Origin of the sequence: Micromonospora sp. NPDC047467 (genome assembly GCF_040643095.1) — a bacterium.
Lineage (GTDB): Bacteria > Actinomycetota > Actinomycetes > Mycobacteriales > Micromonosporaceae > Micromonospora.
This window is the reverse complement of sequence record NZ_JBEYTO010000015.1, coordinates 50,843-77,623: the sequence shown is the minus strand read 5'-3', so window position 1 is coordinate 77,623 and position 26,781 is coordinate 50,843. Positions and strand designations below refer to the sequence as shown.

Here is a 26,781-nt window from a genome sequence, read left to right as displayed (position 1 = left end):
CGGCCCATGATGTCCACCACGTCGTCCGTCCGGGGGCACCGACGACTGCCGCATCTGGTGACAGACTGATCGCCGCAGGCAACGGGTGGCGTGAGGGGGGCGCGGGTGCGCTGGCGCAGTTATGTCGCGGTCGGGGACAGCTTCACCGAGGGAATGGACGACGCGTACCCGGACGGCACCTACCGGGGCTGGGCCGACCTGGTGGCGACCCGGCTCGCCGCCGAGGCCGGCCCCGACTTCCGCTACGCCAACCTGGCCATCCGGGGTCGGCTCTTCCCGAGCGTGGTCGCCGAGCAGGTGCCCGCCGCGGTGGCGATGAAGCCCGACCTGATCAGCTTCGCGGCCGGCGGCAACGACGTGCTCCGCCGCACCTTCGACCCGGACAGGCTGGTCGCCCGTTTCGACGACGTGGTTCGCCAACTGCGCTCGGGCGGCGCGGATGTCCTCCTCTTCCGGTTCGCCGACGTGATGGCCCGACTCCCCGGCCAGCGCCTCGTCGCACCCCGGGTGGAGCTGCTCAACCAGGCGGTCGGTGAGACCGCCGAGCGGCACGGCGCCACCCTGGTCGACCTGTACGCCGACGACACCTTCCTCAACCCGATGCTCTGGAGCACCGACCGGCTGCACCTGTCCCCGGCTGGGCACCGGCGCGTCGCGGGGCAGGTGTTGAACGCGCTCGGCGTGGGCTGCGACGAGGAGTGGCTGATGGTTCCGCCGCATCCGGCGCCGTCGCCGTGGCTCGCCGCCCGCGCGGCCGACCTGCGCTGGGCGGGGCGGTACCTCGCCCCCTGGGTGAAGCGGCGGCTCACCGGCCGGTCGTCCGGCGACACGGTGACCGCGAAGCGTCCGCTGCTCGGGCCGATCGTCGACTGAACGTGCGAACCCTGCACACCGCGCCACTGCTGCGGCGCACCCCCGGCGGTGAGCCGGCGCCGGGCCACGCGGTGCTGGTCGGTGGCGACCGCATCGAGGCCGTGGGTCCGCTGACCGAGCTGACCGAGGCGTACGCGGGTGTGCGGGTTCGCCGCTGGCCCGGCACGCTGGGGCCGGGGCTGGTGCACGACGGCCCGCTGCCAGCGGCGCCGACCCCGCGCGAGCGGGTGCACGCGCTGCTGCGGCGCGGGGTGACGGCGGTGCTGGCCGAGCACCTGACCGACCCGGCGCTGCGGGCCGCCGTCGACCGGAGTGATCTGCTGGTTCTGCTCGCCTCCGTGCCGCCGCACCTGCTTGCGGGCGGCCGGGCCGACCTGGCGGTGCACGACGCCGACGGCACCTGCCTGGTGACCGTGGTCGCGGGCCGGATCGCCCACCGTCGCGCCTGAGCAGCCCTCACGTGCGCCGCGTCGCACCCGATGGCCCGCTGCGGGGCGGTATCGCGGCGTACCTTGGGGATCATGTCTGTGCCGAACGATCCTGATCCCCGCCTCCAGTCGTACGCGGACCCGCAGCGGCTGGTCACCACCGAATGGCTGGCCGAGCATCTGGGCGACGAGGGCCTCGTCGTGGTCGAGTCCGACGAGGACGTGCTGCTCTACGAATCCGGTCACATCCCCGGCGCCGTCAAGGTCGACTGGCACCTCGACCTGAACGACCAGGTGACCCGGGACTACCTCGACGCCACGCGCTTCGCCGAGATGTGCGCCGCCAAGGGCATCGGCCGGGGTGACACCGTCGTCTTCTACGGCGACAACTTCAACTGGTGGGCCGCGTACGCACTCTGGGTGTTCTCGCTCTTCGGCCACGTCGACGTACGACTGCTCGACGGCGGCCGGCAGAAGTGGATCGCCGAGGGGCGCGAGGTGACCCGCGACAAGCCGAACCGGCCGCGCGCCGACTACCCGGTGCCGCTGCGCGACGACGCGCCGCTGCGGGCGTTCCGCGAGCAGGTGATGGCGCACATCGCCGTCGGGCGGCCGCTTGTCGACGTCCGGTCTCCGGGCGAGTACACCGGCGAGATGCTGCACATGCCGGACTACCCGCAGGAGGGCGCGCTGCGCGGCGGGCACATCCCGGGTGCGGTGAACAAGCCGTGGAAGTCCGCAGCCAACTCCGACGGCACGTTCCGGTCCGCCGACGAGCTGCGCGCGATCTACGCCGACCAGCTCGGCCTCAGCCCGGACGACGACGTGATCGCGTACTGCCGGATCGGCGAGCGGTCCAGCCACACCTGGTTCGTGCTGCGGCACCTGCTGGGCTACCCGCAGGTGCGCAACTACGACGGTTCGTGGACCGAGTGGGGCAACCTGGTCCGGGCGCCCGTCGCGAAGGGCGACCAGCCCGGCGGCATCGCCGCCTGACGGTCCCGCCGGCACCGGCCGGTTGAGCGTCCGAGGATGCTCAACCGGCCAGGGCCAGGACGCCGGTCAGGTTGTCGACCACGCCGGTGATCTCGCCGGTCTCGGGGTGCCAGCGCGCCAGGGCGGCCGGCTCCAGGCGGAGCAGCACGGCACCCTTGTTGTCCCAGCCCAGCACCGGACAGCAGCCCTTCGCCCGGTCCCGGCCGAGGTCGAGCACGTGCGCCACGGCGCCGGTCCGGGCGTCCAGCACGGCCACCCCCTCGGCGCCGTCGATCTCGCCGTTGGTGATCCAGGCCGCCTGGGCCAGCCGTTCGCCGTGCAGCCACCCCCGGCCGTAGAACTCGTTGACCTGGTACGGGGCCGGCAGCAGCTCACCCGTGACGCGTTGTTCGGAGCGGAGGGTGCCCTCGCGGGCGGTCCGGCTGCGCACGATCAGGCCGTCCCGTTGGCCGCTCGTCTCGATCAGTGCCGCCTCGCGGCCCGCCTCCGGGTCGGGTGTGACGACCTCCCACGCCGACACGTCGATGGTGCTCGCCGCTTCGGTGTCCCGCTCCACCGCGTACGTCCGGTCGTCGCCGCCGACCAGCACCCGGTCGTTCGCCCAGACCACCAACTCCAGGTAGCCGTCGAGCGGGATCCGGCGCACGCCCGCCTTGGTCAGGTCGACCATGATCAGCTCATTGGTCTGCGCGAAGGCGGCCCAGCGGCCGTCCGGCGACAGCACGCCCGGCTTCAGGGCGGGCGCCTCGTTACCGTCCTGGTCCCGGGTGGGCGCCAGCGTCACCACGTCGAGACTGCGTACGACGCCGTCGTCGCCGAGGACCCGGACCGGGCCGTCCGCGCGGTACTCCTCGTCCACGGGTTGGAACAGCGCCAGCGCCCGCTGGACCGGTCGCTCGGACAGCCGCACGGTCGCCGGTTTGCTGAGCCGGGCCAGCGGATCGGGTGGGAAGGTCAGCTGGGCCGGTGGGTGCTGCACGGGATCGGCGTGGGTGGGCTCGACGGTCGGTGCCACCGGATGGCCCGGCGGCGGCCCGGCGGGCGGGCGCAGGGCGGCCACCGTGCCGCCGCCGACCAGCACCACGGCCAGGGCGACCGCTCCGACGGCTCGACGGGTACGTCGGGTGCGCCGGGCTCGCTCCCAGCCGGCCGCCGCCGGCTGGCTCGGCCGGATGTCCTCGACGCTGACGGTCAGCAGTTGCCGCAGGTCCTGCTCGTTCATGGGTTCACCTCCAGGCCGGTGGCCAGGTCGCCGGAGAGGGCTCGGCCCGGCCGCTTGCCCGGGGCGAGGTCCGGTGCCACCTCGCGGAGGCGGCGCAGCGCGGCGTGGCACTGGCTCTTCACGGTGCCGACGGTCACGCCGAGCGCTTCGGCGGTGGCGACCTCGGTCAGGTCCTCGTAGTAGCGCAGGACCAGGACAGCCCGCTGCCGGGGCGGCAGTTGGCCCAGCGCGTCGTGCAGCGTCAGCCGCAGCGCGCCGTCGCGGTCGACGGTCACCCGGTCCGGTGGTGCTGCGCTGAGCCACTCCCGGCGTCGGCGACGCCACCACGACACCGCGTCCCGGTAGAGGATGGCCCGTACGTAGGCGGCGGGGTCGCCGTCGCGGACCGAAGCCCAGCGCAGCGCCAGTTTCAGCAGGGCCTCCTGGAGGAGGTCCTCGGCCTGGTGCCGGTTGCCGCAGATCAGGTATGCCGCGCGGAGCAGCCGGTGTTGGTGGCTCTCCACGAAGGCGAGGTAGCCGTCGCGTCCGTCGTTCGCCGTCGGTGCCATCCGCCCCCCTCCCGGCCGTCTCGGTGCGCGTCACCTGGCAGACGCACGGGGAGGGGTAAAAGGTTGGGTCAGTTCTCGGCCAGCCCGGTCAGGTAACGCTGGAGGGTCGGTGCGATCCAAGAGACCAGCTCCTCCGGTTCCACGTCCACCATGGGCGGCAGCCGAACGATGTAGCGGGTGAAGGCGAGGCCGAGGATCTGGCTGGCGACCAGGCCGGCGCGTCGGGCGGTCGTCGTCGGGTCCGTGCCGAAGGTGGCCACGGTCGCGGTGAGCTGGTCGGCGAAGATGCCGCGCATGCGTTCGGCCGCGCCCGGGTTGGTGCTGGCGGCCCGCAGCAGCGCCACAAGCGTCTCGTCGCCCTCCCAGCGGGTGAGGAAGTGCCGGATCAACGCCTCGCCGCGTTGCCGGGGCGGCACGGCGGCCAGGTCCGGCAGTCGGAGGTCGAATTCGGCCGCCGCCGCGAAGAGCCCCTCCTTGCTGCCGTAGTAGCGCATGACCATCGACGGGTCGATCCGGGCGTCGGCGGCGATGGCCCGGATCGTGGCCCGCTCGTAGCCGTCGGCAGCGAAGCGTTCCCGGGCGGCTCGCAGGATCGCCGCGCGGGTGGCGTCCGAGCGACGGGGCTGGGTCTGGTGGGCGCGCGCTGTCATGTCAACGACCGTATGCCAACGCATGTTGACACTCAACGAGTACCCGCCCTAACGTTGCCAACAAGCGTTTGCCAACGAGTGTTGGCATTGGTCGAACCGGAGGTGGCCATGCTGCCCAGGAATACCGACGTTCTGGTGGTGGGAGCCGGCCCCACCGGCCTCGCCACCGCACTGACACTGGCCCGACGCGGGGTCGACGTGACAGTGCTGGACCAACTGGCCGAGCCACCGATCACCTCCCGAGCGGCAGTCGTGCACGCGTACACCCTGGAGGTGCTGGACCTGGTCGGCGCCGCGGCCCCGCTGGTCGCCCAGGGGGTGCGGTCGCCGGGCTTCACCGTGCGCGACCGGGACCGGGTGCTGCTGAGGGTTCCGTTCCACGACCTGCCGTCCCGCTTCCCCTACGCGCTGCTGGTCTCCCAGGCGGTCACCGAGGCGGTGCTCGCCGGGCAGTTGGCCGACCTCGGTGTGCGGGTACGGCGGCCGTCTCGGCTGACCGGCCTGAGCCCGACCGGCGACGGGGTGCTCGCGCAGGTCGACGGGGAGGCGCTGCGCGCCCGGTACGTGGTCGGTGCCGACGGCCTGCACAGCACCGTGCGGCAGGCGGCCGGCATCGGTTTCACCGGCCCCACCGACCAGGAGTCCTTCGTGCTCGCCGACGTGCGGGTGGACAGTGCGCTGCCGTGCGACGAGGTGGCGCTCTTCCTGGCGCGCTCCGGACCGCTGGTCTGGGCGCCGCTCCCGGACGGGGTGGTCCGGCTGGTCGCCGCCGTGCCGACGGCACCGGCCGACCCGGACCGGGCGTATCTCCAGGCGCTGCTCGACGAACGTGGCCCGGCGCGGCGGCCCGACCGGGTGACCGACGTGCTCTGGGGCTCCCGCTTCCGGGTGCACCACCGGATCGCCGACACCTACCGAGCTGGGCCGGTGCTGCTGGCCGGCGATGCCGGGCACGTCCACAGCCCCGCCGGTGGGCAGGGCATGAACCTCGGCATCTGCGACGCGGTCGCCGCCGGCACCGCGCTGGCCGACGTGTTCGCCGGTGGCCCGGAGACCCTGCTCGACGACTACAGCACCCGCCAGCGTCCGATGGCCGAGGACGTGCTGAGCCTCGCCGCCAACCTGACCCGGCTGGCCAGTGCCTCCCCCGTCCGCCAGCCGGCCCGCGACGTGCTGCTCCGGCTGATCGGTCTGGTGCCGCCGGCCCGCCGGAAGGTCGCGCTGCGCCTGTCCGGGCTGTCCCACCGGGAACTGACCCCGGGCTAGGCTGCGCCGATGGATCAGGTCTGGTGGGACTGGGCCGCCGTGCTGTTCGCCGTGCTGGCCGGCCTCGCGCTGCTGGCTCTGGTCATCGTCAGGCTCGTCCGTGTCCGGCGCGAGGTGCCGGCCGGCGCGGCACGGCGACGCGGTGTCGCCGAGGTGGGCGCCGTCGCCGGCACCCTGCCCTGGGTGTGGATGACCCTCGCCCCGCGTCCCGCGCCGCGCGACGTCCATCTGGTGCCGCTGCGCGACCTGGCCGACCTGCTCACCGCCCCACCGGCGACCGCCGTGGTGCAGGTGGTCGGCAACCTGCTGGTCTTCGCCGCGCTGGGCTTCTTCGCCCCGGTACGCTTCGCCGCGCTCGCCGGCATCGGCCGGCTCTTCCTGCTCGGTGCCGCCGGTTCCCTGCTGATCGAGTCCCTCCAGTACGTGCTGCACCTCGGTCGGGTGTCCTCGGTGGACGATGTGCTGCTCAACGCGACGGGTGCGGCGCTGGCCGGGCTGCTGTCGCGCCGCTGGTGGGCGCGACCGTCGGCGTTGGTGCGGCCGGTCGCAGTGCCCACCACGCCGCCAGCGTGACAAGCGCGAACGTGCCCGCCGCAGCGCCCGCCACCGGCACCGTCCCGTAGCCTGCGGCGACCAGCCCGGCCAGTGCCGCGCCGACCGGAGCCGTGAGCATCCCGAGCATCCGCTGGGCGGCACCCACCCGGCCGAGCAGTCCACTCGGCACCTCACGCTGCCCGTACGACGCCCACAGGCTGTTCCACACCACCGTGCCGGCGGCGAAGACGGCCAGCGCGATCCCGCCCGGCACCGGATGTCGGGCCATCGCGAACCCGACCAGCGCGACGGTCTGCGCGGCGAGCACCGCGCGCAGCGCGGACACCGTGCCGAGCCGCGCGGCGAGCCGACCCGCCCCGAGCGCCCCCGTCAAGCCGCCGACGATGGCACCCGCCGCGAACAACCCGTACCCGGCAGGCGGCACCCGCAGTACGTCCAGCGCGTAGAGCACCTGCACCGCCAGGAGGCCGCTGATCGCCAGGTTGCTCGCGGCCGTGAGCAGGGTGACCCGCCACAGTGTTCGGTGACCCCGCAGCCATCGCACTCCCTCGACGATCTCGTTCCACACCGAGCCACGCCGCGGAGGCGTCGCCACGACCACGGCGGGAGGCGGGCTGAGAGCCAGCACGAGCAGGGCGGCCAGGGCGAAGCTGACGGCGTCGATGGCGAACGGGAGCGCGGGGGCGAGGGCGAACAGGACGCCAGCGGCCGGCGCGCCGAGGAAGCCGCCGGCCACCGCGCTCCCGGCCTGGAGACGCCCGTTCGCCCGGGGCAGTGCGGCCGGCGGCACCACAACGGGCAGCAGCGCGAACGAGGCCGAGTCGAAGAGGGTGCCGAGTGAGGCGAGGAGGAACGCCGCCACCAGCAGCACCACGATGGGCGCCCGGTCGAGGGCGACAGCCACGGCCAGGGCCGCCACCACCACGGCGCGTACCCCGTCGACAAGGGCCATCGTCCGTCGCCGGTCCCAGCGGTCCGCGTACACGCCGCCGAGCAGACCGAACAGCAGCGGCGGCAACTGCCCGGCCACGGTGACCGCCGCGATGACCCGGGGGTCGCGGGTCAACGTCGCGGCCAACAGCGCCAGAGCCGGGGTACGCAGCGCGTCGCCGAACCGGGACGAGACGGCGGCGGACCACAGGAGCCGGAAGTCCCGGCCCAGAGCGGAGGAGGTCATGCCGGCGACCGTGCCGGCTCGACCCGGTCGAGGGTCAAGCCGCCGCCCGAAAGGGGGGCCACGCACGTCGGTGGTCATCGGTACGGTTGGCGCCGGCATCGGGACCGGGGAGAAACCAAGCGTGGACCACACTTTCCAGGTCGACCTTCGAGGCGTGGTCGACCTGCTCAGCCATCATCTCTACGGCAGCCCACGGGTCTACGTCCGTGAGCTGCTGCAGAACGCGGTGGACGCGATCACCGCCCGACGTGCCGTCGACCCGGACGCGCCAGCGCTGGTACGCATCGAGCCACCGGACAGCACCGGCGACGGAACGCTGCGCGTACACGACACCGGCATCGGCCTGACCGAGGCGCAGGTGCATGAACTGCTGGCCACCATCGGCCGCAGTTCCAAACGCGACGAGCTGGGTTTCTCCCGGCACGAGTTCCTCGGCCAGTTCGGCATCGGCCTGCTCTCCTGCTTCCTGGTGGCCGACGAGATCCAGGTGCTCACCCGGCACGGCGACGACCCCACGGTCCGCTGGACCGGCTACGCCGACGGCCGCTACGCGGTGAGCGTCGCGCCGCCGGAGGCCGCCCGGGCCGAGGTGGGCACCACCGTCACGCTGGTGCCCCGCCGCGACGCCGACCAGTGGTTCAGCACCCCGACCGTCACCGACCTGGCAAGACTCTTCGGGTCGCTGCTGCCGGTCACCGTCCGGGTCGGCGACGTGGTGACGACCACCGGCGAACCGCCGTGGTCGACCGCGCCGGGCGCGCCGCTGGACCGCGCGGCGTTGATCCGGTACGCCCGGGAGACACTCGGCGTGGACCCGTTCGACGTGCTGCCGCTGGCCGTGCCGGAGGCCGGGCTGACCGGTGTCGCGGTCATCCTGCCCACCCCGGTGAACCCGGCGGCACGGGCCGGGCACCGCGTCTACCTCAAGCGGATGCTGCTCACCGAGAACGCCGACGGGCTGCTACCGGACTGGGCGTTCTTCGCGCACTGCGTGGTGGACGCGACCGAGTTGCGCCCCACCGCCAGCCGGGAGGCCCTCTACGAGGACACCCTGTTGACGGCGACCCGGGAGGCGCTCGGCGACCAGATCCGGGGTTGGCTGGTCCGGCTGGCACGGCACGACCCGCGCCGGCTGGCCGAGTTCCTCCAGGTGCACCACCTGGGGGTGAAGGCACTGGCACTGCACGACGACGAGATGCTCCGGCTGGTCGACCGGTGGTGGCCGATGGACACCAACGTCGGCACGCTCACCCTCGCCGAGTTCCGGGAGCGCTACGGGGTGGTCCGCTACGCGGCCAGCCTCGACGAGTTCCGTCAGCTCGCCGCGGTGGCCGCCGCGCAGGACCTGGCGGTCGTCAACGCCGGCTACACGTACGACACCGAGCTGATCGAGCGGCTGCCGGTGGTGGACCGCTCGGTGCTGATCGAGCGGCTGGAGCCGAGCGACCTCACGACCCGCTTCGAGGCACTCGACCCGCAGGTGGAGTTGGCGCTACGGCCGTTCCTCACCGCCGCCCAGCGGGCCGTCGAGCGGTCCGGCTGCGAGGTGGTCGTGCGGGCGTACGATCCGGTTTCGCTGCCCGCGCTCTACCTGGTCAGCCGGTCGGCGGCGTTCAACGACCAGCTCGCGGCGAGCCGGGACCGGGCCGACGAGCTGTGGGGCGGGGTGCTCGACGCGCTCGCCGCCACGGCCCCGCCGGACCGCCCGCAACTGGTGCTCAACCACCGCAACCCGCTGGTGCGCCGGGTGGCCATGCTGAGCGACCCGGAGTTGGTCGGGCTCGCCGTCGAGGCGCTGTACGGGCAGGCGCTGCTGCTCGGCCACCACCCGATCCGCGCGGCCGACGCCGCGTTGTTGAACGATTCCTTCCTCGGCCTGCTCGGCCGGGCTGTGCCGGGACGGGAGTGAGCATGAGCGACGAGGATCTGTGGCGGGTGCTGCGCGGCATCGCCGACATGCCGTACGGGGCGGGGCAGATCGCCGCGCTGGAGCAGTTGCTGCGCCGGGTGGACACGGCCGACGACCGGCACCTCGCCTTCGTCACCCGGATGCAGGCCACCACCGGGTACGTCTACGGCGGTGAGCCGGCGAAGTCGTTCGTGAGCTTCTCCTGGTGCCTGTCCGAGTTCGACCGGGACCCGCAGCCCTACCACCAGGGCCACCTGCACCAGTTGCTGTGGCACTTCAAGTACATGGTGTCCGGCCTGCTGAAGTTCCCCGAGGTGCCGTTGGACCGCACGTACGCGGTGCTGGACGACATGGAACGGCGCTACCGGGCCGGCGGGCACAGCCTGCAGACCGTCCACAAGCACCGGTTCCGCGTGGCCGACCACGTGGGCGACGCCGAGGCCGCCGCGCACTGGTACCGGCTCTGGCAGACCACCCCCCGCGACGACCTCTCCGACTGCGCGGGCTGCGACCCGACGAGTCAGGTCGGCTACCTCGCCGAAACCGGGCGGGACGCCGAGGCGGTGGCGCTGGCCGAGCCGGTGCTCGCCGGCCGGCTCACCTGCACCGAGCAGCCGCAGGCGATCCTCACCGCGCTGCTCCTGCCGTACCTGCGCACCGGCCGGGGCGAGGCGGCGCGGGACGCGCACCGCGAGGCGTACCGCCGGCTGCGCGGCAACCTCGCCGACCTGTGGGACATCGGCGACCACATCGAGTTCTGCACGCTGACCGGCAACGAGGGGCGGGCGGTCGAGCTGGTCGAGCGGCACCTGGACTGGCTGGACCGGCCGCCGTCCCCGGCCGCCGCCATGCACTTCGCGGCGACCGCCGCCGCCGCGCTGCGTCAGGCCGGAACGGCGACCCTGTACCGCCGTGCCGCCGAGGGCCGGCCGGCCGCCGAGGTGCCGGCGTCGGCGCTGGCCGACGAGTTGACCGAGACCGCGACCGGGCTGGCGGCCCGGTTCGACACTCGCAACGGCACCACCTGCCAGTCGGAGTGGATCGGCCGCCGGCTCGCCGTGCGGTCGAGCGGCGAGCACCTGCCGCTCTCCGCGAGCGTCCGCCGCCGGCCGGCCCGCCCGGTCAGCCCGGCGCGACCGGCCGGGGACGAGCCGGCCGCCAGTCAGGGTGGGTCGTCGTCCGGCGATCGGGGCGAGGGTGTCCGCGCCGGCACCGGCGAGCCGCCGACCGTGACCCTGCCCGCCGACGCCGGCCCGGACGACCTGCTGGATCTCGCGGAGATGAGCTGGGGGCGGCACGACCGGGCCACGTTCCGGGCGGCGTTGGTCGCCTTCGACGACCGGTTCGGCGCTGACGACCTGCCCGCGCGCACGGCCGCGCACCGGTTGGCGCTGCGCGCGGCCGAGCATGGCGACGAGGACGACATCGCGGGCGCGGTCGAGATGAACCGGGCCGCGCTGGAGCTGTACCGGGAGGCGGCCGACGAGGTTTCGATCCAGGTGGTCGCCGGGCGGCTCGGCGTGCTGTTGACCCGGTCCGACGAGGCCGCCGAGGAGGGGCTGACGCTGGTCCGGGAGGCCGCCGAGGCGCTCGATCGGCTCGGCGACGACCGGCAGCGGGCGGCCGGGCACGACCGGGTGGCGTTGGCGCTGCTGCACCGGGAACGCTGGGCGGACGCCCTCGCGGCGCTCGACCGGGCACCGGCAGACGCGGGTGGCGACCAGCACCTGACGGCCCGGATCGCACTGCACCGGGCACACCTGCTGGAGCAGTCGGACCGCGCCGACGAGGCTCGCGTCGCCGCCGGTGAGGCCCGTCGGCTCGCCGGTGAGCTGGGCATCGGTGAGTTGGTCACGGCGGCCTGCCTGGCGTACGCGCGGCTGGTCGACGATCCGGCCGACGCCGTGGACGCCTGCGACGAGGCGCTGCGATCGGCGCCCGCGGAGGCGGAGTTGCCGGTGCGGGTCGCTCGCGCACGGGCGCTGCTCTCCGCCAACCGGGCCGCCGACGCGGTGGACGACTTCGTCGAGGCGGTGACGCTCTGCGTGGAGCGGGGCGCCGAGGGGGACGCGTTCCTGCGCTGGGAGCTGGCGAATGCGTACCGGATGGTGGGCCGGCTCGCCGAGGCGGCCGAGGTCGCCGAGGAGGCCGTGCTCGGTTTGGACCGGTTGGGTGCGCAGGCGGAGGCGGACCGCTGCCGGCATCTGCTGGCCGGCGTCTACGCCGGGCTCGGTGAGATCGATCCGGCTGTGGCACTCCTGGAGCAGTTGGCCGAAAACCTCGATGGACCGGACAATCTCCCGCATCGGGCGCAGGTGTTGGAGGAGGCCGGCGGGATTCTCTACGACGTCGACCGGGACGCGGTGGCCGCCGAGCGGTTCGCCGCAGCCGCCACCGCGTACCGGCTCGCCGACCTGCGGCTGGACGAGCTGCGGGCTCGTCGGCGGGAGGCGTACGCCTGGTTCTGGTGCGACGACCGGCCAGCGGCGCTGCGCGCCGTCGAGCAGGTGGACGAGTTGGCGGCGACGCTGGCCGAGATGGTGGAGCCGGCGGCGACGTACGAGCTGGCGATGGCGGCCGAGGCCGGAGCCCGGGTGCTGACCGTGGAGGACCGGCCGGACGAGGCCCTGCGGCGGCTCGCCGGGGTGCCTGACCGGCTGCGGTCGATCGAGGCGTTCGGCGAGGCCGCCCAGGTGGAGATCCTCGCCGGTGAGCTGTTGCTGCGCCTGGACCGGCCGGCGGAGGCGGAGCCCTTGCTGCGCCGCGTACTCGGTGGGCTCCCGGCCGACTCGCGGCCGGTCCGTCAGACGGCCTGGCTGCTGGCGCGTGCGCTGGACCTGCTGGATCGACCGACGGAGGCCGCCGCGCTACGCGCGGAGCACCACCTGGACGAGGACCACTGACCCTCGTCGGCCGCCCTCTGCCAGGCCAGCGGGCGGCCGACGGTGGGGCGGGCGCAACTGACCGGTAACCATCTGGGGCTGATCGCGGTCTACGCTTGCCCGGTGAAGGTGGAACAGCAGGCACGGGGTGCGGTGGGTGCGGGTCGACGCCGGTCGCGCAAGGACGAAATCCTGGAGATCGCGGTGGGTCTGTTCGCCGCCCGCGGCTACCACGGTGTGTCGATGGACGACATCGGCGCGGCCGCCGGGGTCACCGGTCCGGCGCTCTACCACCACTTCGCCGGCAAGGAGGCCATGCTGGCCGCCGCGCTGATCCCGGTCAGCGAAGGGCTGCTGGCCGGCGGGCGGGAGCGCTCAGCCGGGCACCCGGACGACCCGCGCGGCGTACTGGAGTCGTTGATCGACTTCCACGTCGAGTTCGCGTTGGCCAATCCGGCGGTGATCGCGCTGCACCTGCACGAGCTGGACCGCCTGCCGGAGGAGCCGCGACGGCGGATCCGCCGCCTGCAAAGGCTCTACGTCGAGGAGTGGGTGACCGTGCTCACCGCGCTGCACCCGGGCATGCCCGACGGTGAGGCCCGGGTGCTCGCCCACGCGGCGTTCGGCCTGATGAACTCGACCCCGTTCCTCGGTGGTGAGGTGGACCGCCGGCGCCGCGCCGAGTTGCTGCGCGGTGCCACCCTCGCCGCGTTGCTCGCCTGAGCCGACTCGTCAGAAGCGGTCCGGTCATGGTTCCCTGAGGCGTCCCGACATTCGGACACCTGGAGGAAAGATGATCGAGTCACTGCTGGTCGCCAATCGGGGCGAGATCGCCCGCCGGATCATCCGGACCGCCAAGCGGCTCGGCATCCGAGCGATCGCGGTGTACTCGGAGGCCGACGCCGACCTGCCGTTCGTCGCCGAGGCGGACGAGGCAGTGCTCATCGGCCCGCCGAACCCGACGCAGAGCTACCGCAACACCGAAGCGATCCTCGCCGCCGCGAAGTCCACCGGCGCGCAGGCCATCCACCCCGGCTACGGCTTCCTGTCGGAGAACGCCGAGTTCGCCCGTACCGTCGAGTCGGCCGGGCTGATCTGGGTCGGGCCCGGCGCGGACGCGATCACCGCGATGGGCGACAAGATCAATGCTCGGAACCTGATGGCGGCGGCCGGCGTCCCGGTCGCGCCCGGCACCACCGACCCGGCCGCCGACCTGGAGGCGGCGGTGACGGCCGCTGCCGAGATCGGCTATCCGGTGATGGTCAAGGCCGCCGCTGGTGGTGGCGGTATGGGCATGGGCGTGGCCGTCGACGAGGCCGCGCTGCGCACCGAGTACGACAAGGTGCGCGCGTTCGCCGAGCGGATGTTCGGCGACGGTTCGGTGTTGATCGAGCGGTACTTCCCCCGGGTACGTCACGTCGAGGTGCAGATCCTCGGCCTCGCCGACGGTCGGGTGGTGGCGCTCGGCGAGCGGGAGTGCTCGGTGCAGCGGCGCAACCAGAAGTTGGTCGAGGAGTCGCCGTCCCCGGCGGTCTCGCCCGAGCTGCGGTCGCGCCTCCTGGCGGCGGCGGTACGCGCCGGTGCGGCAGTCGGCTACCGCAACGCGGGCACGGTGGAATGCCTGCTCGATCCGGCCACCGAAGACTTTTTCTTCCTGGAGATGAACACGCGGTTGCAGGTGGAGCACCCGGTGACCGAGTACGTGTACGGCGTCGACCTGGTGGAGGAGCAGTTGCGGGTGGCGTCCGGGTTGGCGCCGACGTTCGACCCGGATGCGTTGACCCCGCGCGGGCACGCCATCGAGCTGCGGATCAACGCCGAGGACCCGAAGCGTTTCCTGCCCGGCCCCGGCAAGATCACGACCTGGGTGGAGCCCACGGGTGAGGGTGTGCGGGTGGACTCCGGCTACACCGAGGGCAACACGGTCACCCCGTTCTACGACAGCCTGCTGGCCAAGCTGATCATCAGCGGCGACACCCGCGACGAGGTGATCACCCGTGCGCGGGCCGCGGTCGCCCAGTTCCAGATCGTCGGCCCGAAGAACAACGTCCCCTTCTTCGCCGAGCTGCTGGAGAACGACGAGTTCCTCTCCGGCGCCTACGACACGGCCATCGTCTCCCGCATGCGCTGAGCCGGCCGCGCCGTCGACGGCCGGTGGTTGCCGGGCCGGCGGGTTGCTGCCCCGGCGGCGCGGCGACACTGGCATCCGCGCCCTTTGCTCTGCTTACCTGGACGCAACACGGGATGTCCGGATACCGGACGATCGGTGTTGCGTCCGTTGAAGCAGTGCAAAGGGGGCGTGCACCCGACCTCCGTCCCGATCCGACGTCACAGCGAGGTGACCGATGAGCCAGTTGCCAGATTCCGTCTCGATCCGCGAGGTCGGGCCGCGGGACGGGTTGCAGAACGAGGACCCGATCCCGACCGACGCCAAGGTGCGGCTACTCGACGCGCTCTCCGGCACCGGCGTACGCCGGATCGAGGCGGTGTCGTTCGTGCATCCGAAGGCGATCCCGCAGATGGCCGACGCCGACGAGGTGTGGCAGCGTGCGGCGAAGGCCGACGGGGTGCGCTACTCGGCGTTGGTGCCGAACACGCGGGGCGCGCAGCGGGCCCTGGCCGCTGGGTTCACCGAGATCGAGGTGGTGGTGTCGGCCAGCGACACGCACAACCGGCGCAACGTCAACCGCTCCACCGACGAGTCGCTGGACGACATCGCCGAGCTGATCGACCTGCTGCACGGCGCCTCCGCGCGGGTCGAGGTGATCGTGGCGACCAGCTTCGGCTGCCCGTACGAGGGGGACGTCGACCCGGAGCGGGTGGCCGGCATCGTGGACCGGGTCGTCCGCGACGGCGCGGACCGGGTGGCGTTCGGTGACACCACCGGCATGGCCACTCCGCGTCGGGTCCGCGAGCTGCTGACCGCGGTACGCGACCGCAACGCGCACGTGCCGGTGCTGCTGCACTTCCACAACACCCGGGGCACCGCGCTGGCCAACCTGCTGACCGCCCTGGAGCTGGGGGTGACCGAGTTCGACGCCAGCGTGGGCGGCCTGGGTGGCTGCCCGTACGCGCCGGGCGCGAGCGGCAACCTGGCCACCGAGGAGGCTGTGCACATGCTGCACGACATGGGCATCGACACCGGCATCGACCTGGCGGCGCTGATCGAGGCGGCCGAACTGGCCGAGGAGTTGCTCGGCAAGAAGCTTCCCTCCGGGGTGCTGCGGGCGGGTCCGCGTACCCGACTGACGCCGATGCCGAGCTGACGCGCCGCGACGTGGTGGAGGGGCCGGCAATCGCGCCGGCCCCTCCGTCGTTCCCGGTCGGTCAGCTCACGGAGGTGAGCATGCTCGGCCAGCTGTCGCGGAAGATGTCCGCCCCGGCGCGGTCCGCGCTGCGCTCGGTGGCGGCGAAGGTGCCGGCGAAGAGGTTGCTCACCCGGTTCGCCTCGGCGGTGCTCGGGTACGCGTTGGTGCAGCTGGTGCCGGCGCTACCGCCGGACATCAGGAGCGAGCAGTTGCCGTTGTAGTTGTCCGGCAGGCCGAGGATGTGCCCGATCTCGTGGGTCATGATCCGCAGCACGCTGTACTGGGCGGCCTGCTGGGTGTCGATGTAGACCCGGCCGTTGCCGAGGCTGGTCCGGACGGCGTACGAGCCGCCACCGGTGATCCGGTAGATCCGCAGGTTCGAGCCGCAGTTCGCCGAGAGTGTCAGGTTGACGGTGGCGTTGTTCCAGATCGTGGCGGCCTGGTTGGCGACGCTGGCGTAGCTTCCGGCCTGGCTGGTGTTGTAGCAGATGGTCATGGCGGCGGACGCGGGCGCGGGGTTGGCGACCGTGATGCCGAGGGTGGCGAGTGCCGTCGCGAGCGACGCGACCGCGAGCCGCTTGAGTCGTGAGGTCATCGCTGACTCCAATCTGGGAGGGGGTGCCAGGAGCCTATCCACGGACATCTATAAACTTCAATGCCCACTTCGCTGGCGCCTGGTCATCCGCCTGTCGTCACCTCCCGGATTGGTTGCCGGCGCGCAGCCGCTACTGCGACCACCAGGTCGGCTGGCGGGACCAGCGGTGCCGACGCAGGGTCGACAGCACATCCGGCTCCAGCGGCTTCCCGTCGCTCACGGCGATGTTGCTCTCGACGTGCGTGATCCGCCGCATCCCCGGAATGGTGGTGCAGACCCGGGGGTCCGCCAGGATGAAGCGCAGCGCCGCCTCCGGCATCGGCATCCCGGCCGGCAGGTCCCTGCTGAGCGCCTCTGCCCTGGCGACGCTCTCGGCGAGGTTCTCCGGCACAAAGTACGAGTTGCGCCAGTCCCCCTCCGGCCAGGTCGAGTCGAGGGTCAACGTGCCGGTCAACGTGCCCTCGTCGAACGGGACCCGCGCGATGACCGCGACGTCGTGCGCCTCGGCCACCGGGAACAACTCGTCCTCGGGATCCTGGTCGAAGATGTTGTAGATGACCTGGACGGCGTCGACCAGCCCGGTCTCGATCGCCCGTACGCCGTTCCACGCCTCCCAGCGGTTGACCGAGATGCCGATCCCACCGATCAGGCCACGGTCCCGCAGCCCGGTGAGCGTGTCCCGCCAGCGCGGGTCGTCCGTCCAGGAATCCTCCCAGACGTGCAGGTGCAGCAGGTCGATCGACTCCAGCCCGAGATTGTCCAGGCTCTTGTGGACGTACTCCTCGATGTGGTCCGGCGGGAAGACGTCATCGAGGGTCGATTCGCGGGTCGACGGCCACCGCATGTCCTTCGGCGGGACCTTCGTGGCCACGTAGAGCCGGGTGCCGGGGTTGGCCCGCACCAGGTCGCCGAGCACCTGCTCGCTGTGCCCGCGCCCGTACACCCAGGCCGTGTCGAAGAAGTTGCATCCCAGGTCGACGGCCCGCTGGAGCGCGGCCAACTTCTCGTCGTCCTCGACGCCGGTCCAGCCGTGCAGGCCGCCGCCGACCCCCCACATGCCGTACGAGATCTCACTGACCTGCCAGCCCAGCCGGCCGAACCTGCGGTATTGCATGGTCACCTTCCTGCTGCGAGGGGATGGCGGAGACGGGCCCGCCCCAGGTCCGCACCGCCTGCCGGTAGTCCGAACCGGTGATCGCGAAGGCCCGCACGAGCTCCTCGGGGACGCCCGCCGGAGGCCGGACCAGGCCCGCCGTCCACCGCGGCTCGGCACCCCGGGCGCGCTTGGCGCCGTACGTGCCGGCGCCGAGGTGCACCACGGGCAGGCCACGCTCCGCCGCCAGATCCCGGGGGCGGTACATGGTCAGGTTGAAGTACGAGTACGCCGCGGCCCGCTCCTCGAAGCCTGCCGCGCGGACGTACACCCCGTCCGGCCACAGGTAGTTGAGGCTGAACCCGACCACGTCGTCGCCGGCGTGTTCCAGGAGCACCAGGCTGTACGCGTCCAGCGCCGGGACCTGGGACGCGAAGTAGCGCTGCATGTCGGCGTCGGTGTCCGGGCCGCCGTACTTGCGCTGCGTCGCGCCGAGCAGCGGCGCGATCACGTCCACGCACTCGGAGAGCCGTACCGACTCGACCCGGTCGACCGCGTCGTCGTACCGCCGGCGTTCGCGTCGCCACTCCCGCCGGCCCGCCGCCTCGGCGGCCCGGTCGGAGACCTCGCCGCCCGGCGCGGGCAACACCGCCTCCGCGGACAGCATCGACGGCACCGGACCACGGCCGGCCGGGCCGACTGCCCGCTCCCAGGCCGCCTGGTACGCGGCCACGTTCTCCGTCGGGGTGTAGAGCAGGGCGACGCTGGCCGCACCGAGCCGCGCGGCGAGCGCCTCCACCTCGGTGAAGAGCGCGGTCAGCACGGCGTCCCGCCGGTCGCCGGTCAGCTCCTTGGAGATCGCGACAGCGCCGTGGTAGCCGGCCCGTGAACCCACCAGCAACGCGGGCAGGAACGCCGCGTGCTCCTCGGGCGACAGTGGCCGTTCCAGATTTTCCTCGGCGATGTGACTTGGGCTGTACGCCAGGTTCATCGACGGCACGCTCGCGCCGCCCCAGAGATATGTCGCCACCGCCGCCACGACGGATCCCGTGGCGTCCCTGGCCACCAGGTAATTGGTGACAAACGACGGGTCGGTCTCGGCCCAGGCCATCCACGGGTAACCGAGGTAGAACCCCTCACCCTCGGCGAGGCCGTTCCACACCTGCTCGCCGATCTCGCGGACTGATCGCAGGGCCGTGACCGACACGTCGCCGTTCATCAGCCGTCCTGGTCGCGGCCGTCGTCGAGCAGCTCCAGGGCAACCAGGTCGTCGTACGTCTCCCGCCGCCGGATCAACGAGACCTGGTCGCCGTGCACCAGCACCTCGGCGGGCCGCAACTGACTGTTGTAGTTGCTGGTCATCGTCATGCCGTAGGCGCCCGCCGTGAAGATCGCGAAGAGAGCGCCGGCCTCCAGCACCGGCAACGACCGACCCCGGGCCAGGTAGTCACTCGACTCGCAGATCGGACCCACCACGTCGTACGTCGTCAGACCCTCGAGGCCCGACACGTCGCGGGAGGACGGGACCGCCCCCGCAGCGGGCTGCACCGGCCACATGAAGTGGTAGCTGTCGTACATCGCCGCGCGGGCGATGTGCGTCATGCCGGCGTCGATCACGGCGAGTTGGTGGTCGCCGGCCTGCTTGAGATAGCGGACCGTGCTGAGCAGGATCCCGGCATTGGCGGCGATGGTACGGCCCGGCTCGAAGATGACCTGACCGCCGTCCCGGGTGAACCCGGTGAGCCGGTGCACGATCACTTCGGCGAAATCGTCCCAGCTCGGTGCGGTGCGGTCGATGTACTCGGCCGGAAAACCACCGCCCAGGTTGAGCGTCGTGATGCGGTGCCCGACCGCCTCCAGCCGCGCGACGAGGGCGAGCAGGCGATCCAGGGCCACGGCGTACACCTGCGGGTCGAAGATCGGGCTGCCCAGGTGGACGTGGAAGCCCTCGATCCGCAGCGCCTCGTCGGCGGCGGCACGCGTGAACAGCGCCTCGGCCCGCTCGATGTCGACGCCGAACTTGCCGCCCCGGGTGCCGGTGGTCGTGCGGGCCGGGGTGCGCTGGTCGGGCGCGACATCGGGGTTGACGCGGATCGCCAGCCGAGGACGTGCGCCCTCCTCACGGGCGATCCGCGACAGCAACTCCACCTCTGCCTCGGACTCGACGTTGATGCAGCGGATGTTGCGGCGAACAGCCTCCCGAAGCTCGGCCTCGGACTTGCCCACCCCGGCCAGCACCGTCCGCTCGGGGTCGATCCCCGCCACCATCGCCCGGTGCAGTTCACCCCCGCTGACCGCGTCGATGCCGGCGCCCTCCCGGCCGAGCAGCCTGAGCAGGTGCACGTTGCCCAGCGCTTTCGCGGAGAAGCACACCAGTGGGCTGATCGCGTCGAAGGCCTTGGCGAACCGGCGGTAGTGATCGATAAGGGTGCTCGCGGAGTACACGTATGTGGGTGTGCCGAACCGCTCGGCCACCGAGGTCAGCGACACCCCTTCGCACCAGAGGGAGCCGTCGCGATAGGTGAACTCATCCATCAAATCCTCATTCGGGAGATCAGCGATCAGGATATCGCCCACTCAACGAAGAGCTACCCCTATCCGTACTCGTACAGGCCGTCCTGTTCGAGGGCGCGGATCCGCTGGTAGTCCTCCTCCAGCCGGCCCGGATCGTCCGCGATCAGGTAGAGATGGCCGGGCGAGGTGAACAGGTCGACGGTCCGGTGCACAGGGGTGCCGGGCACCAGGTCCAACGCCGACCCGCAGAAGATTGAGGGGATCTCGGTCAGCCGTTGGGCTGCGCCCTCGGCGACCATGCCGTCGTAGGGCGCCACCAGGCAGACCACCATCAGGGCCCGCTGCCGCCGGTAGCCGGCGCCGATCCGCCGGGCGAAGCGATCCGGGGCGGTGTACCGCTCGACGGTCAGCGACAACTGGCTCACCCCCGTCGCCTGCGCGGGGCCGGCCGGGGTGACGCCGCCCTCCAGCCGTGCCCCGGACTCGATCAGCACCGGCCCCCGGTCGTCGACGAGCAGCTCGGTGTGTGCCGGGCCGGTACGCACGCCGAGCGCGTCCAGCACACCCTCGACGAACGGGCGCAGCACGTCCTCGATCTCGCCCGTCCCCTCCAGCAGGACCTGCCGGTCGTACACCGGTCGGCCGTCGACGAAGAAGCGGTCATCGCGCCAGATCTCGTGGATGTGGTGCCGGCCGTCGAGACTCACGCTGTTGACGAAGTACTGCTGGCCGACGAGTTGCTCCTGCACCAGCAACGAGTCGTTGAGCTGGCCCATGGCGTTCGTCGCGCCGAGCAGCTTCGCGGTCGCCGTCTGGGCCCGGGCGGCGTCCGCGCAGAAGTACACGCCTTCCGAGCCGGCGCTGGCCGCAGGCTTGACCACCACCGGCAGCACCTGGCTGGCCGCCAGCCAGTCGTCGAGCTCCTCCACGCTGCGCACCCGCGCGCCGAGCGGCACCCGCAACCCGGCGCGGGCGACCGCGCTCATCATCGCGGGCTTCTCCCGCCGGGGACGGTCGGCCGAGTGGACGTTGCCGGGCAGCCCCAGCAACTCCGCGAGGTCGTCGGCCACGTTGACGCCCCACTCGCTGCCCGCGATCACCTCGGTGGGTCGCATCGGCGCGAGCAACTCGGCGGTGGTGCTGAGGGCCTGCGGGGATTCGCCCCGCACGGTCAGCACGGTCAGGAAGTCGTCGCGGCGCAGGCCGGCGGCGTACCGCTCGTTGATGGTGCCGGTGAGGACCGCGACGCAGCGCCAACCCTGCCGGTTGAAGGCGGGTGCCAGCAGCGCGCCGGTCGAGAACGGGTCGACGATCACGATGACCCCGCCCTCGGCCACCCCGGCGGCCGGGGGAGCCACGACCGTCTCCGTCACGAAGGAGGCCCGGTATGGACGCAGGTCGAGGCCGTGGGCAGGGCTGAGCACGTCCAGTCGCATCGGCAGCGGAGCCGCCCAGGTGGCCAGCCGATCCGGTGGCCGGGCGTAGCAGAGGCTCATCGCCGGTTCGCTGAGCCGTTCGGTGCTGAGCACCAGCTCCGCCTCGTCGCAGCCGTCGTCGTCGGGGTCGAGGTGGTGCAGCGGCACCGGCACGAACCCGAGCCGGCTCTTGAAGGTGAACAGGCCAGCCTGGGCGATGTGGCCGTACAGGGTGGGGTCGGTGCCGAGGGAGATCCAGGCGAAGTCGCGCCGTCGGGCCTCCTCGAACGCGGCGAGGTAGAGCGCCCTGTTGATCATCGCGTTGCGGACCTGCGGCCGTGCGGCGGAGAAGGCCACCCGCATCGCCTCGTCGGTCGCGGCGACGCGGCAGACGACGCCGGCGATCAGTTCGTCGCCGGAGCGAGCGGAGACGAGGAAGAAGTTGGCGAGCCCGGCCTCGGTGGCGACCACCGCGTGCGCCGCCGGCAGACCGTGCGGCATGGCGGCGATCTGCGCGTCGTACACGGCGAGGAACTCGGCGAACAACTGTGGAGTGAGTCGGGCGTGCACCTCGATGGTGAGCCCTTGCGCGTCGACGTGCCGCTGCACGTCCCGGAAGTTGCGCCGTTCGGCCTTGGAGAGCCCGGCGAGGAACTCCTCCTGATCGGCCGGGGTGCGGCGTCCCCACGTCACCCACCGTGGCTTGATCCGGAAGCCCGCGGCCTGAAGGTTCGCCCACTGCTCACGGGGCGGGTCGGTCACGACGACCAGGTCCGCGTCGTCCGCCCACCGTCGGTCCAGTGCCTCCTGCGTCGTCACCGTGCATCTGCGCAGGCCGTAGTAGTCTTTCGCGCCGTTTCCGGACACGCGTCCCCTCGCTTTTCTGATCCCAGCCCGGGCGCTGTTCGACCGCGTTGTCCCGTCATGCCCCACTGTCGACTGTGGTCGACGAACCGGCGTTGCTCAGCGTAGCCCGCATCGACAAGACGGCCGCGAACGCGATCAGGGCGGCAGCCGGAGACAGCAGGCGCGCCTCGGTGGGGCCGAGCCAACCCAGGACCGCGCCCGCCCCCAGCGTTCCGACCGCGCTGCCCACCGCCATCATCGTCGCCGCCAGGGCGAACGACTCGTTGATCACCGTCTTGGGCACCAGGCTGCCGAGCAGCCCGAACTCCTCCGAGCTGAGCGCCGCCAGCGGCAGGCCCGCGAGGAACAGACACACCGCGAGCACCGCGACCGACGTGGCGAAGACCAGCGGAACCATGCACGCGACCGCCACCGCCAGCAGCACGAGGTAACGGTTGACCGGCAACCGGGTGTGCTGCCGTGCGCCCCAGACCAGACCGCCGAGGACGCTGGCCGCCGGCGGCAGGGACAGCAGCGCCACGCCGGTCGCCGCCGCGTCGCCGTTCGCCGACACGGTCGCCGGCACGGTGACCTCGAGTACGGCGAACGCCGCGGCCGCCCCGCCTGCGGCCACCAGGATCGCCACGACGCCCGGAATGCGCCACGGCCTCCGCTCGCCCCGGGCGTGGCTCTTCTTTCCACCGTCGGCTGCGCCCGGCTCGACCCCGTCGGTCTCCTTGCGCATCGTCGAGACAGCCGGTGCGGTGCCGTACAGGAAGGAGCCGACCACGAGCATGCCGCCGGCCAGCAGTGTCGTGGTGAGCGCGCTGAAGGTGCCGGTCAACAGGCCGGTCAGGGCCGGGCCGATCACGAAGAAGACCTCGATCAGCACCGCTTCCAGGGCGTTGGCGGTGTTCAGCGAAGGCCCGGGCGGGAGGATCAGCGCCCACGCGGCGCGGACGGTCGAACCCACCGGGGCCATGGTGAGCGCGACGGGCGCCACCGAGGCCACCAGCAACCAGGTCGGGCCGCTGCCCGCGGCGACGAACACGGCCAGCGCCACCGCGTGCAGCACCGCCAGTGTCAGCAGCACGACCCGCAGCCCGCGCCGGTCGATGAGCCGACCGTGCAGGGGCCAGGCGACGGCCAGCGCCGCCGAGAACAGGCCGAGGGCTGTCGCGCCGGCCGTGTAGGAGCCGGTCTCGGCGCTGATGTGCAGGAAGATCGCGAGCGGTTCGATGGCCACCGGCAGCCGGGCGAGCATCGCGGGCAACATCACCCGGGGAACGCCGGGCGTACGCCAGAGTGCGGCGTAGCGCCCGGCGGCCTTACCCAGCGACATCAGTCACCAGTTCAGACAACGGGGACGGACTCCTTCTGCACGCCCGGCCGGTAGATGCCGTCGTACTGGTCGATCAACGAGCCGTTCAACGCCTCGGTGAGTCGGAGGCGTTGCTCGAACAGCTCGTAGTAGGAGAGGTGGTTGGACGGCATGGGTGAGAGGTAGACGCTGATCACTTCCGGCGTCTCCTCGATGTCGAACGATAGTCGATCCGCCTTCTTCCGGAAGTCTGCGGTGCCGGGGAGCAGAGTCCGGTTGAAGACATTGAAGTAGTTGGTTGCCTCGGTGCTGGCCTCGTTGAGCCGGGCCTTCAGTTGCAGGCACCGGTCGAGGTACATGTCGATCGTCGGCAGGTCGTCGTCGTCATGCCCGATCAGCATGTTGAAGGTCAGGTACCGGACGCCGAGGTCCAGCATCGACGTGACGATCTGCAACTGCTCCTGGAACGGCCGCAGCTTGTTGAACTTCTTGGTGGGCTCGTCACCGAGGTACTCGAGCGGGATCTGCACCCGGTAGCAGCCGATCCAGCGGTCCCCGCTGGTGTCGTTCCAGAACAGGGTCTCCATCAACTCCCGGTCGACCTCACCCAGGTCGAGGAACTTGCCGAACTCGAGCCCGTTGGCGAACTCCCAGGAGAAGCCCATCTCGCGGGCCATCCGGAAGATCTCCAGAGTGTCCTCCCGCCCGCTGTCGTGCAGCAGCGTCCCCCGCCCCGAGCGCTGGATCCGGGACAGCGTGTTGTCCTCCTGGAACAGGATGTTCGAGATCCCCATCGACTTCAGGTACTCGAAGTGCCGCCGCACCACGTCCGGTTTCATGTAGCGGTAGTGCCCGCGCATCGGGGTCGCGCAGAACGAGCAGGTCCGGTAGCAGCCGCGCGAGGTCTCGAAACAGGTGAACGGAGCCCGCACGGTCATCGGCGGCTGCCCCTCGCCGGTGTCGTCGTACACCGACAGGTCGTCGATCAGGTCGAGCGCCATCGGCGGCAACTCGGCCAGGTTGAGCTGGGCACCGCCCATGATGACGAGCCCGTCGCCGACCTGCCGGGTCATCACCATCGACTCGATGGGCTGGCCGGTCGCCCGTGCCTGGACCAGCTTGGCGAAGGTGAGCTCACCCTCAAGCTGGATCACCACGTCGAAGCCGTTGGCCAGATACCACTCCGGCCGGGCGGTGACGTCCATCCCGCCGCCGACGACCAGCGCATTCGGGTTGACCTGCTTCAGGAACGTGGCGAACTCGGCCACCACCCGGGCCGAATTGGTGAAGTTGTTGGAGATCCCGATGATGTCGGCGGCGCGTGCCTCGTCGGCGTACGCCTCGAACGGCCCGCCGTAGCGGTGGCAGTCGATCGTGCGCGGCCCGTACTGGAACGAGGCGTAGTGCTCCGGTTCGCCGGCGTCGACCTGGGTGTCGACGATCTTGAACTCCGCGTCGACCCCCCACTCCCGCAGGTAGGCGCGAGCGCCGGCGGCCAGCGTGACGAGGGCGCTCTTGGGGTTGCGGACGCGCACCGGACTGATGGTGGTGTCCTCGTCGCGGAACGACTGCCCGGGGTACGGGGCGTACAACAGGGTGACGCGCATGTCCGAAACCTCCTGGTCAGCCCGCGTAGATGCCGTCGTAGAGACGGTGCATCTCGCGATCGTTGAGCATGGTCGTCATCTCGAGACGCTTCTGGTAGATGTCCCAGTACGTGAAGTGGTCGGTGTTGATCGCCGACAGGAAGATCCCGATCACCTCGGGGTTCTCGTCGATGTCGAACTGGAGCAGGGAGTGCAGGGTCGTCCAGTCCCGGGCACCCGGCAGCAGCGACAGGTTGAACACGTTGAAGTACGGCTTGTACTTCCCCTGCCCGACGGCCGTCAGCTCCTCCTTCAGCCGCATGCAGTAGTCGGTGAACATGTCGATGCCTTCGCGGTCGTGCTCGGGGTAGCCGATGAACAGGTCGTACGTCTGGTGGCCGACACCGTGGTCGGTGAGCATCGTCGCGAGGACGTCCACCTGCTCGTCGAAGCCGAGCAGCTTGGGGAACCGGCGCTTCTTGACGTTCATGTTGTCCAACGGGATCTGCACCCGGTAGCAACCGACCCACCGGCCGTCGACCATCTTGCTGCCGAGCAGGGCGTCGGCGAGTTCGTGATCGAAGCGGCCGTTCTGCATGAACTTGCCGAACTCGATGCCGTTGGCGAACTCCCAGGCGAAGCCGTAGTCCCGGAACATGTGGAACATCGCGAGAACCTCTTCGCGCCCGGAGTCGTACAGGTAACGGCCGGCGCCGTTCTGCTGGATCCGGGACAGGGGGTTGTCCTCCTGCCACACGATCGTCTTGATGCCGTACTCCTGGAACGTCTTGAGGTGCTTCTCCATGGTCGGCAGGCCCATGTAGCGGTACCCGCCACGGGACGGGGCCGTGCAGAACGAGCACCGCCACGCGCAGCCGCGCGACGTCTCCCAGCAGATGAAGCTGCCCTGTACGCCCTCCGGCGGCGGCCCCTCGGCCGTGTCCGTGTAGACCGAGAGGTCGGGGATCAGGTCCAGGGCCATCGGCTCGATCGAGTCCATCGGCACGGTCTCGGACGTGTCCACCTTGGTGGGGATCAGCTTGCCCCGCAGCGAGATGTTCGGGACCGTTCCCAGGTCCTGCTGGCGGTTGAGCGCGTCGATGATCCGCGCGAAGGTCAGCTCGCCCTCGCCGCGCACCACCACGTCGGCGCCCCGGGCCAGGTAGTACTGCGGGCGGGCGGTGCAGTCGACGCCGCCGACGACGACGAGGGCCTTCGGGTTGACCCGCTTGATGTGCTGCGCGAGGTCACTGACGATGTGCGCGCTGTTGGTGAAGTTGCAGGTGATCCCGTGCACGTCGGCCGAGCGGATCTTCTCGTCGGCCTCCTCGAACGGCGTGCCGTACCGGTAACAGTCCATGATCCGGGGGCCGTACGGCAGCGACTTGTACTTCACCCGCTGCCCCCCGAGTTGGAGGTCGACGATCTCGATGTCGCAGGAGTAGCCGAAGTGCGGTGCGTACGCCCGCAGCCCGGCGGCGATGGTGGTCAGCGCACTCTTCGGGTTGAGCGGCCGCTCGGTGTTGATCGGCTCGCTCTCCCCCTGGAAGATCTGCGAGGGGAACGGGGCGTAGTAGAGGTTCACCTTCATGGCATC

Annotated in this window: 22 protein-coding genes; 10 read left to right on the top strand and 12 right to left on the bottom strand. The window is 71.6% G+C overall.

Going from position 1 to position 26,781, the window contains the following annotated elements; genetic code table 11:
• Nucleotides 1–105: 105 nt before the first annotated feature.
• The 3 genes from ABZ780_RS29805 (at nt 106) to ABZ780_RS29795 (ending at nt 2,297) form a co-directional block, all read left to right on the top strand.
• On the top strand, nt 106–873 hold the full coding sequence (locus ABZ780_RS29805; protein WP_357003233.1) for an SGNH/GDSL hydrolase family protein: 768 nt from the start codon (nt 106–108) through the stop codon (nt 871–873).
• Between the two features lie 2 nt (nt 874–875).
• Nucleotides 876–1,322, top strand: a complete 447-nt coding sequence (locus tag ABZ780_RS29800) for a hypothetical protein (RefSeq protein ID WP_357488171.1) — start codon at nt 876–878, stop codon at nt 1,320–1,322.
• Nucleotides 1,323–1,394: 72 nt separating this feature from the next.
• Entirely contained in the window at nt 1,395–2,297 is a 903-nt protein-coding gene (locus tag ABZ780_RS29795; protein ID WP_357488170.1) for a sulfurtransferase, read from the top strand.
• 40 nt (nt 2,298–2,337) lie between these two features.
• Here ABZ780_RS29795 and ABZ780_RS29790 read toward each other — a convergent pair whose 3' ends face one another.
• The 3 genes from ABZ780_RS29790 to ABZ780_RS29780 form a co-directional block, all read right to left on the bottom strand.
• Nucleotides 2,338–3,519 (bottom strand): hypothetical protein, encoded by a 1,182-nt coding sequence (locus tag ABZ780_RS29790; RefSeq protein ID WP_357488169.1) that lies wholly within the window; start codon nt 3,517–3,519, stop codon nt 2,338–2,340.
• Nucleotides 3,516–4,067, bottom strand: coding sequence for a SigE family RNA polymerase sigma factor (locus tag ABZ780_RS29785; RefSeq protein WP_357488168.1), 552 nt, complete (start codon nt 4,065–4,067; stop codon nt 3,516–3,518). The genes ABZ780_RS29790 and ABZ780_RS29785 overlap by 4 nt, the downstream gene beginning before the upstream one ends.
• A 68-nt stretch (nt 4,068–4,135) precedes the next feature.
• On the bottom strand, nt 4,136–4,717 hold the full coding sequence (locus ABZ780_RS29780; RefSeq protein ID WP_357488167.1) for a TetR family transcriptional regulator: 582 nt from the start codon (nt 4,715–4,717) through the stop codon (nt 4,136–4,138).
• A 108-nt stretch (nt 4,718–4,825) separates the two neighbouring features.
• On the opposite strand from ABZ780_RS29780, the gene ABZ780_RS29775 reads away from it, so the two are divergent.
• Both ABZ780_RS29775 and ABZ780_RS29770 read left to right on the top strand, forming a co-directional pair.
• On the top strand, nt 4,826–5,983 hold the full coding sequence (locus ABZ780_RS29775; RefSeq protein WP_357003245.1) for an FAD-dependent oxidoreductase: 1,158 nt from the start codon (nt 4,826–4,828) through the stop codon (nt 5,981–5,983).
• A gap of 9 nt (nt 5,984–5,992) precedes the next feature.
• Entirely contained in the window at nt 5,993–6,556 is a 564-nt protein-coding gene (locus tag ABZ780_RS29770; RefSeq protein WP_357003247.1) for a VanZ family protein, read from the top strand.
• Here ABZ780_RS29770 and ABZ780_RS29765 read toward each other — a convergent pair.
• Nucleotides 6,450–7,715, bottom strand: coding sequence for an MFS transporter (locus tag ABZ780_RS29765; protein WP_357488166.1), 1,266 nt, complete (start codon nt 7,713–7,715; stop codon nt 6,450–6,452). The genes ABZ780_RS29770 and ABZ780_RS29765 overlap by 107 nt on opposite strands.
• A 121-nt stretch (nt 7,716–7,836) precedes the next feature.
• Here ABZ780_RS29765 and ABZ780_RS29760 point away from each other — a divergent pair, with 121 nt between their 5' ends.
• From ABZ780_RS29760 to ABZ780_RS29740, 5 genes are all read left to right on the top strand, one after another.
• Entirely contained in the window at nt 7,837–9,624 is a 1,788-nt protein-coding gene (locus tag ABZ780_RS29760) for an HSP90 family protein (RefSeq protein WP_357003251.1), read from the top strand.
• A 2-nt stretch (nt 9,625–9,626) separates the two neighbouring features.
• Entirely contained in the window at nt 9,627–12,527 is a 2,901-nt protein-coding gene (locus ABZ780_RS29755) for a hypothetical protein (protein ID WP_357488165.1), read from the top strand.
• Between the two features lie 132 nt (nt 12,528–12,659).
• Nucleotides 12,660–13,229, top strand: a complete 570-nt coding sequence (locus ABZ780_RS29750) for a TetR/AcrR family transcriptional regulator (protein WP_357004793.1) — start codon at nt 12,660–12,662, stop codon at nt 13,227–13,229.
• A 70-nt stretch (nt 13,230–13,299) separates the two neighbouring features.
• Nucleotides 13,300–14,637: a biotin carboxylase N-terminal domain-containing protein gene (locus ABZ780_RS29745; RefSeq protein ID WP_357488164.1), complete on the top strand. Its 1,338-nt coding sequence runs from the start codon at nt 13,300–13,302 to the stop codon at nt 14,635–14,637.
• Nucleotides 14,638–14,860: 223 nt separating this feature from the next.
• Complete coding sequence (locus tag ABZ780_RS29740; protein WP_357004795.1) at nt 14,861–15,772, top strand: hydroxymethylglutaryl-CoA lyase; 912 nt, start codon at nt 14,861–14,863, stop codon at nt 15,770–15,772.
• 61 nt (nt 15,773–15,833) lie between these two features.
• On the opposite strand, the gene ABZ780_RS29735 is transcribed toward ABZ780_RS29740, so the two are convergent.
• From ABZ780_RS29735 to ABZ780_RS29700, 8 genes are all read right to left on the bottom strand, one after another.
• Nucleotides 15,834–16,409 carry a snapalysin family zinc-dependent metalloprotease gene (locus ABZ780_RS29735; RefSeq protein WP_357488163.1) on the bottom strand — a complete coding sequence of 192 codons (576 nt, stop codon included), beginning with the start codon at nt 16,407–16,409 and terminating at the stop codon, nt 15,834–15,836.
• Between the two features lie 130 nt (nt 16,410–16,539).
• Nucleotides 16,540–17,523 carry an aldo/keto reductase gene (locus ABZ780_RS29730; protein WP_357488162.1) on the bottom strand — a complete coding sequence of 328 codons (984 nt, stop codon included), beginning with the start codon at nt 17,521–17,523 and terminating at the stop codon, nt 16,540–16,542.
• Nucleotides 17,480–18,721: a GNAT family N-acetyltransferase gene (locus ABZ780_RS29725; RefSeq protein ID WP_357488161.1), complete on the bottom strand. Its 1,242-nt coding sequence runs from the start codon at nt 18,719–18,721 to the stop codon at nt 17,480–17,482. Before ABZ780_RS29725 ends, ABZ780_RS29730 begins: the two co-directional genes overlap by 44 nt.
• Nucleotides 18,721–20,037 (bottom strand): diaminopimelate decarboxylase, encoded by a 1,317-nt coding sequence (lysA, locus tag ABZ780_RS29720; protein WP_357003264.1) that lies wholly within the window; start codon nt 20,035–20,037, stop codon nt 18,721–18,723. Before lysA ends, ABZ780_RS29725 begins: the two co-directional genes overlap by 1 nt.
• A gap of 59 nt (nt 20,038–20,096) precedes the next feature.
• Nucleotides 20,097–22,250, bottom strand: coding sequence for a GNAT family N-acetyltransferase (locus tag ABZ780_RS29715; RefSeq protein WP_357488160.1), 2,154 nt, complete (start codon nt 22,248–22,250; stop codon nt 20,097–20,099).
• 103 nt (nt 22,251–22,353) lie between these two features.
• Nucleotides 22,354–23,619, bottom strand: a complete 1,266-nt coding sequence (locus ABZ780_RS29710; protein ID WP_357488159.1) for an MFS transporter — start codon at nt 23,617–23,619, stop codon at nt 22,354–22,356.
• An 11-nt stretch (nt 23,620–23,630) separates the two neighbouring features.
• The gene (locus tag ABZ780_RS29705; RefSeq protein WP_357003270.1) at nt 23,631–25,205 is read right to left on the bottom strand and encodes a cobalamin-dependent protein; all 1,575 of its coding nucleotides are present in this window, start codon (nt 25,203–25,205) and stop codon (nt 23,631–23,633) included.
• A gap of 16 nt (nt 25,206–25,221) precedes the next feature.
• On the bottom strand, nt 25,222–26,775 hold the full coding sequence (locus ABZ780_RS29700) for a cobalamin-dependent protein (RefSeq protein WP_357488158.1): 1,554 nt from the start codon (nt 26,773–26,775) through the stop codon (nt 25,222–25,224).
• Nucleotides 26,776–26,781 lie beyond the last annotated feature (6 nt).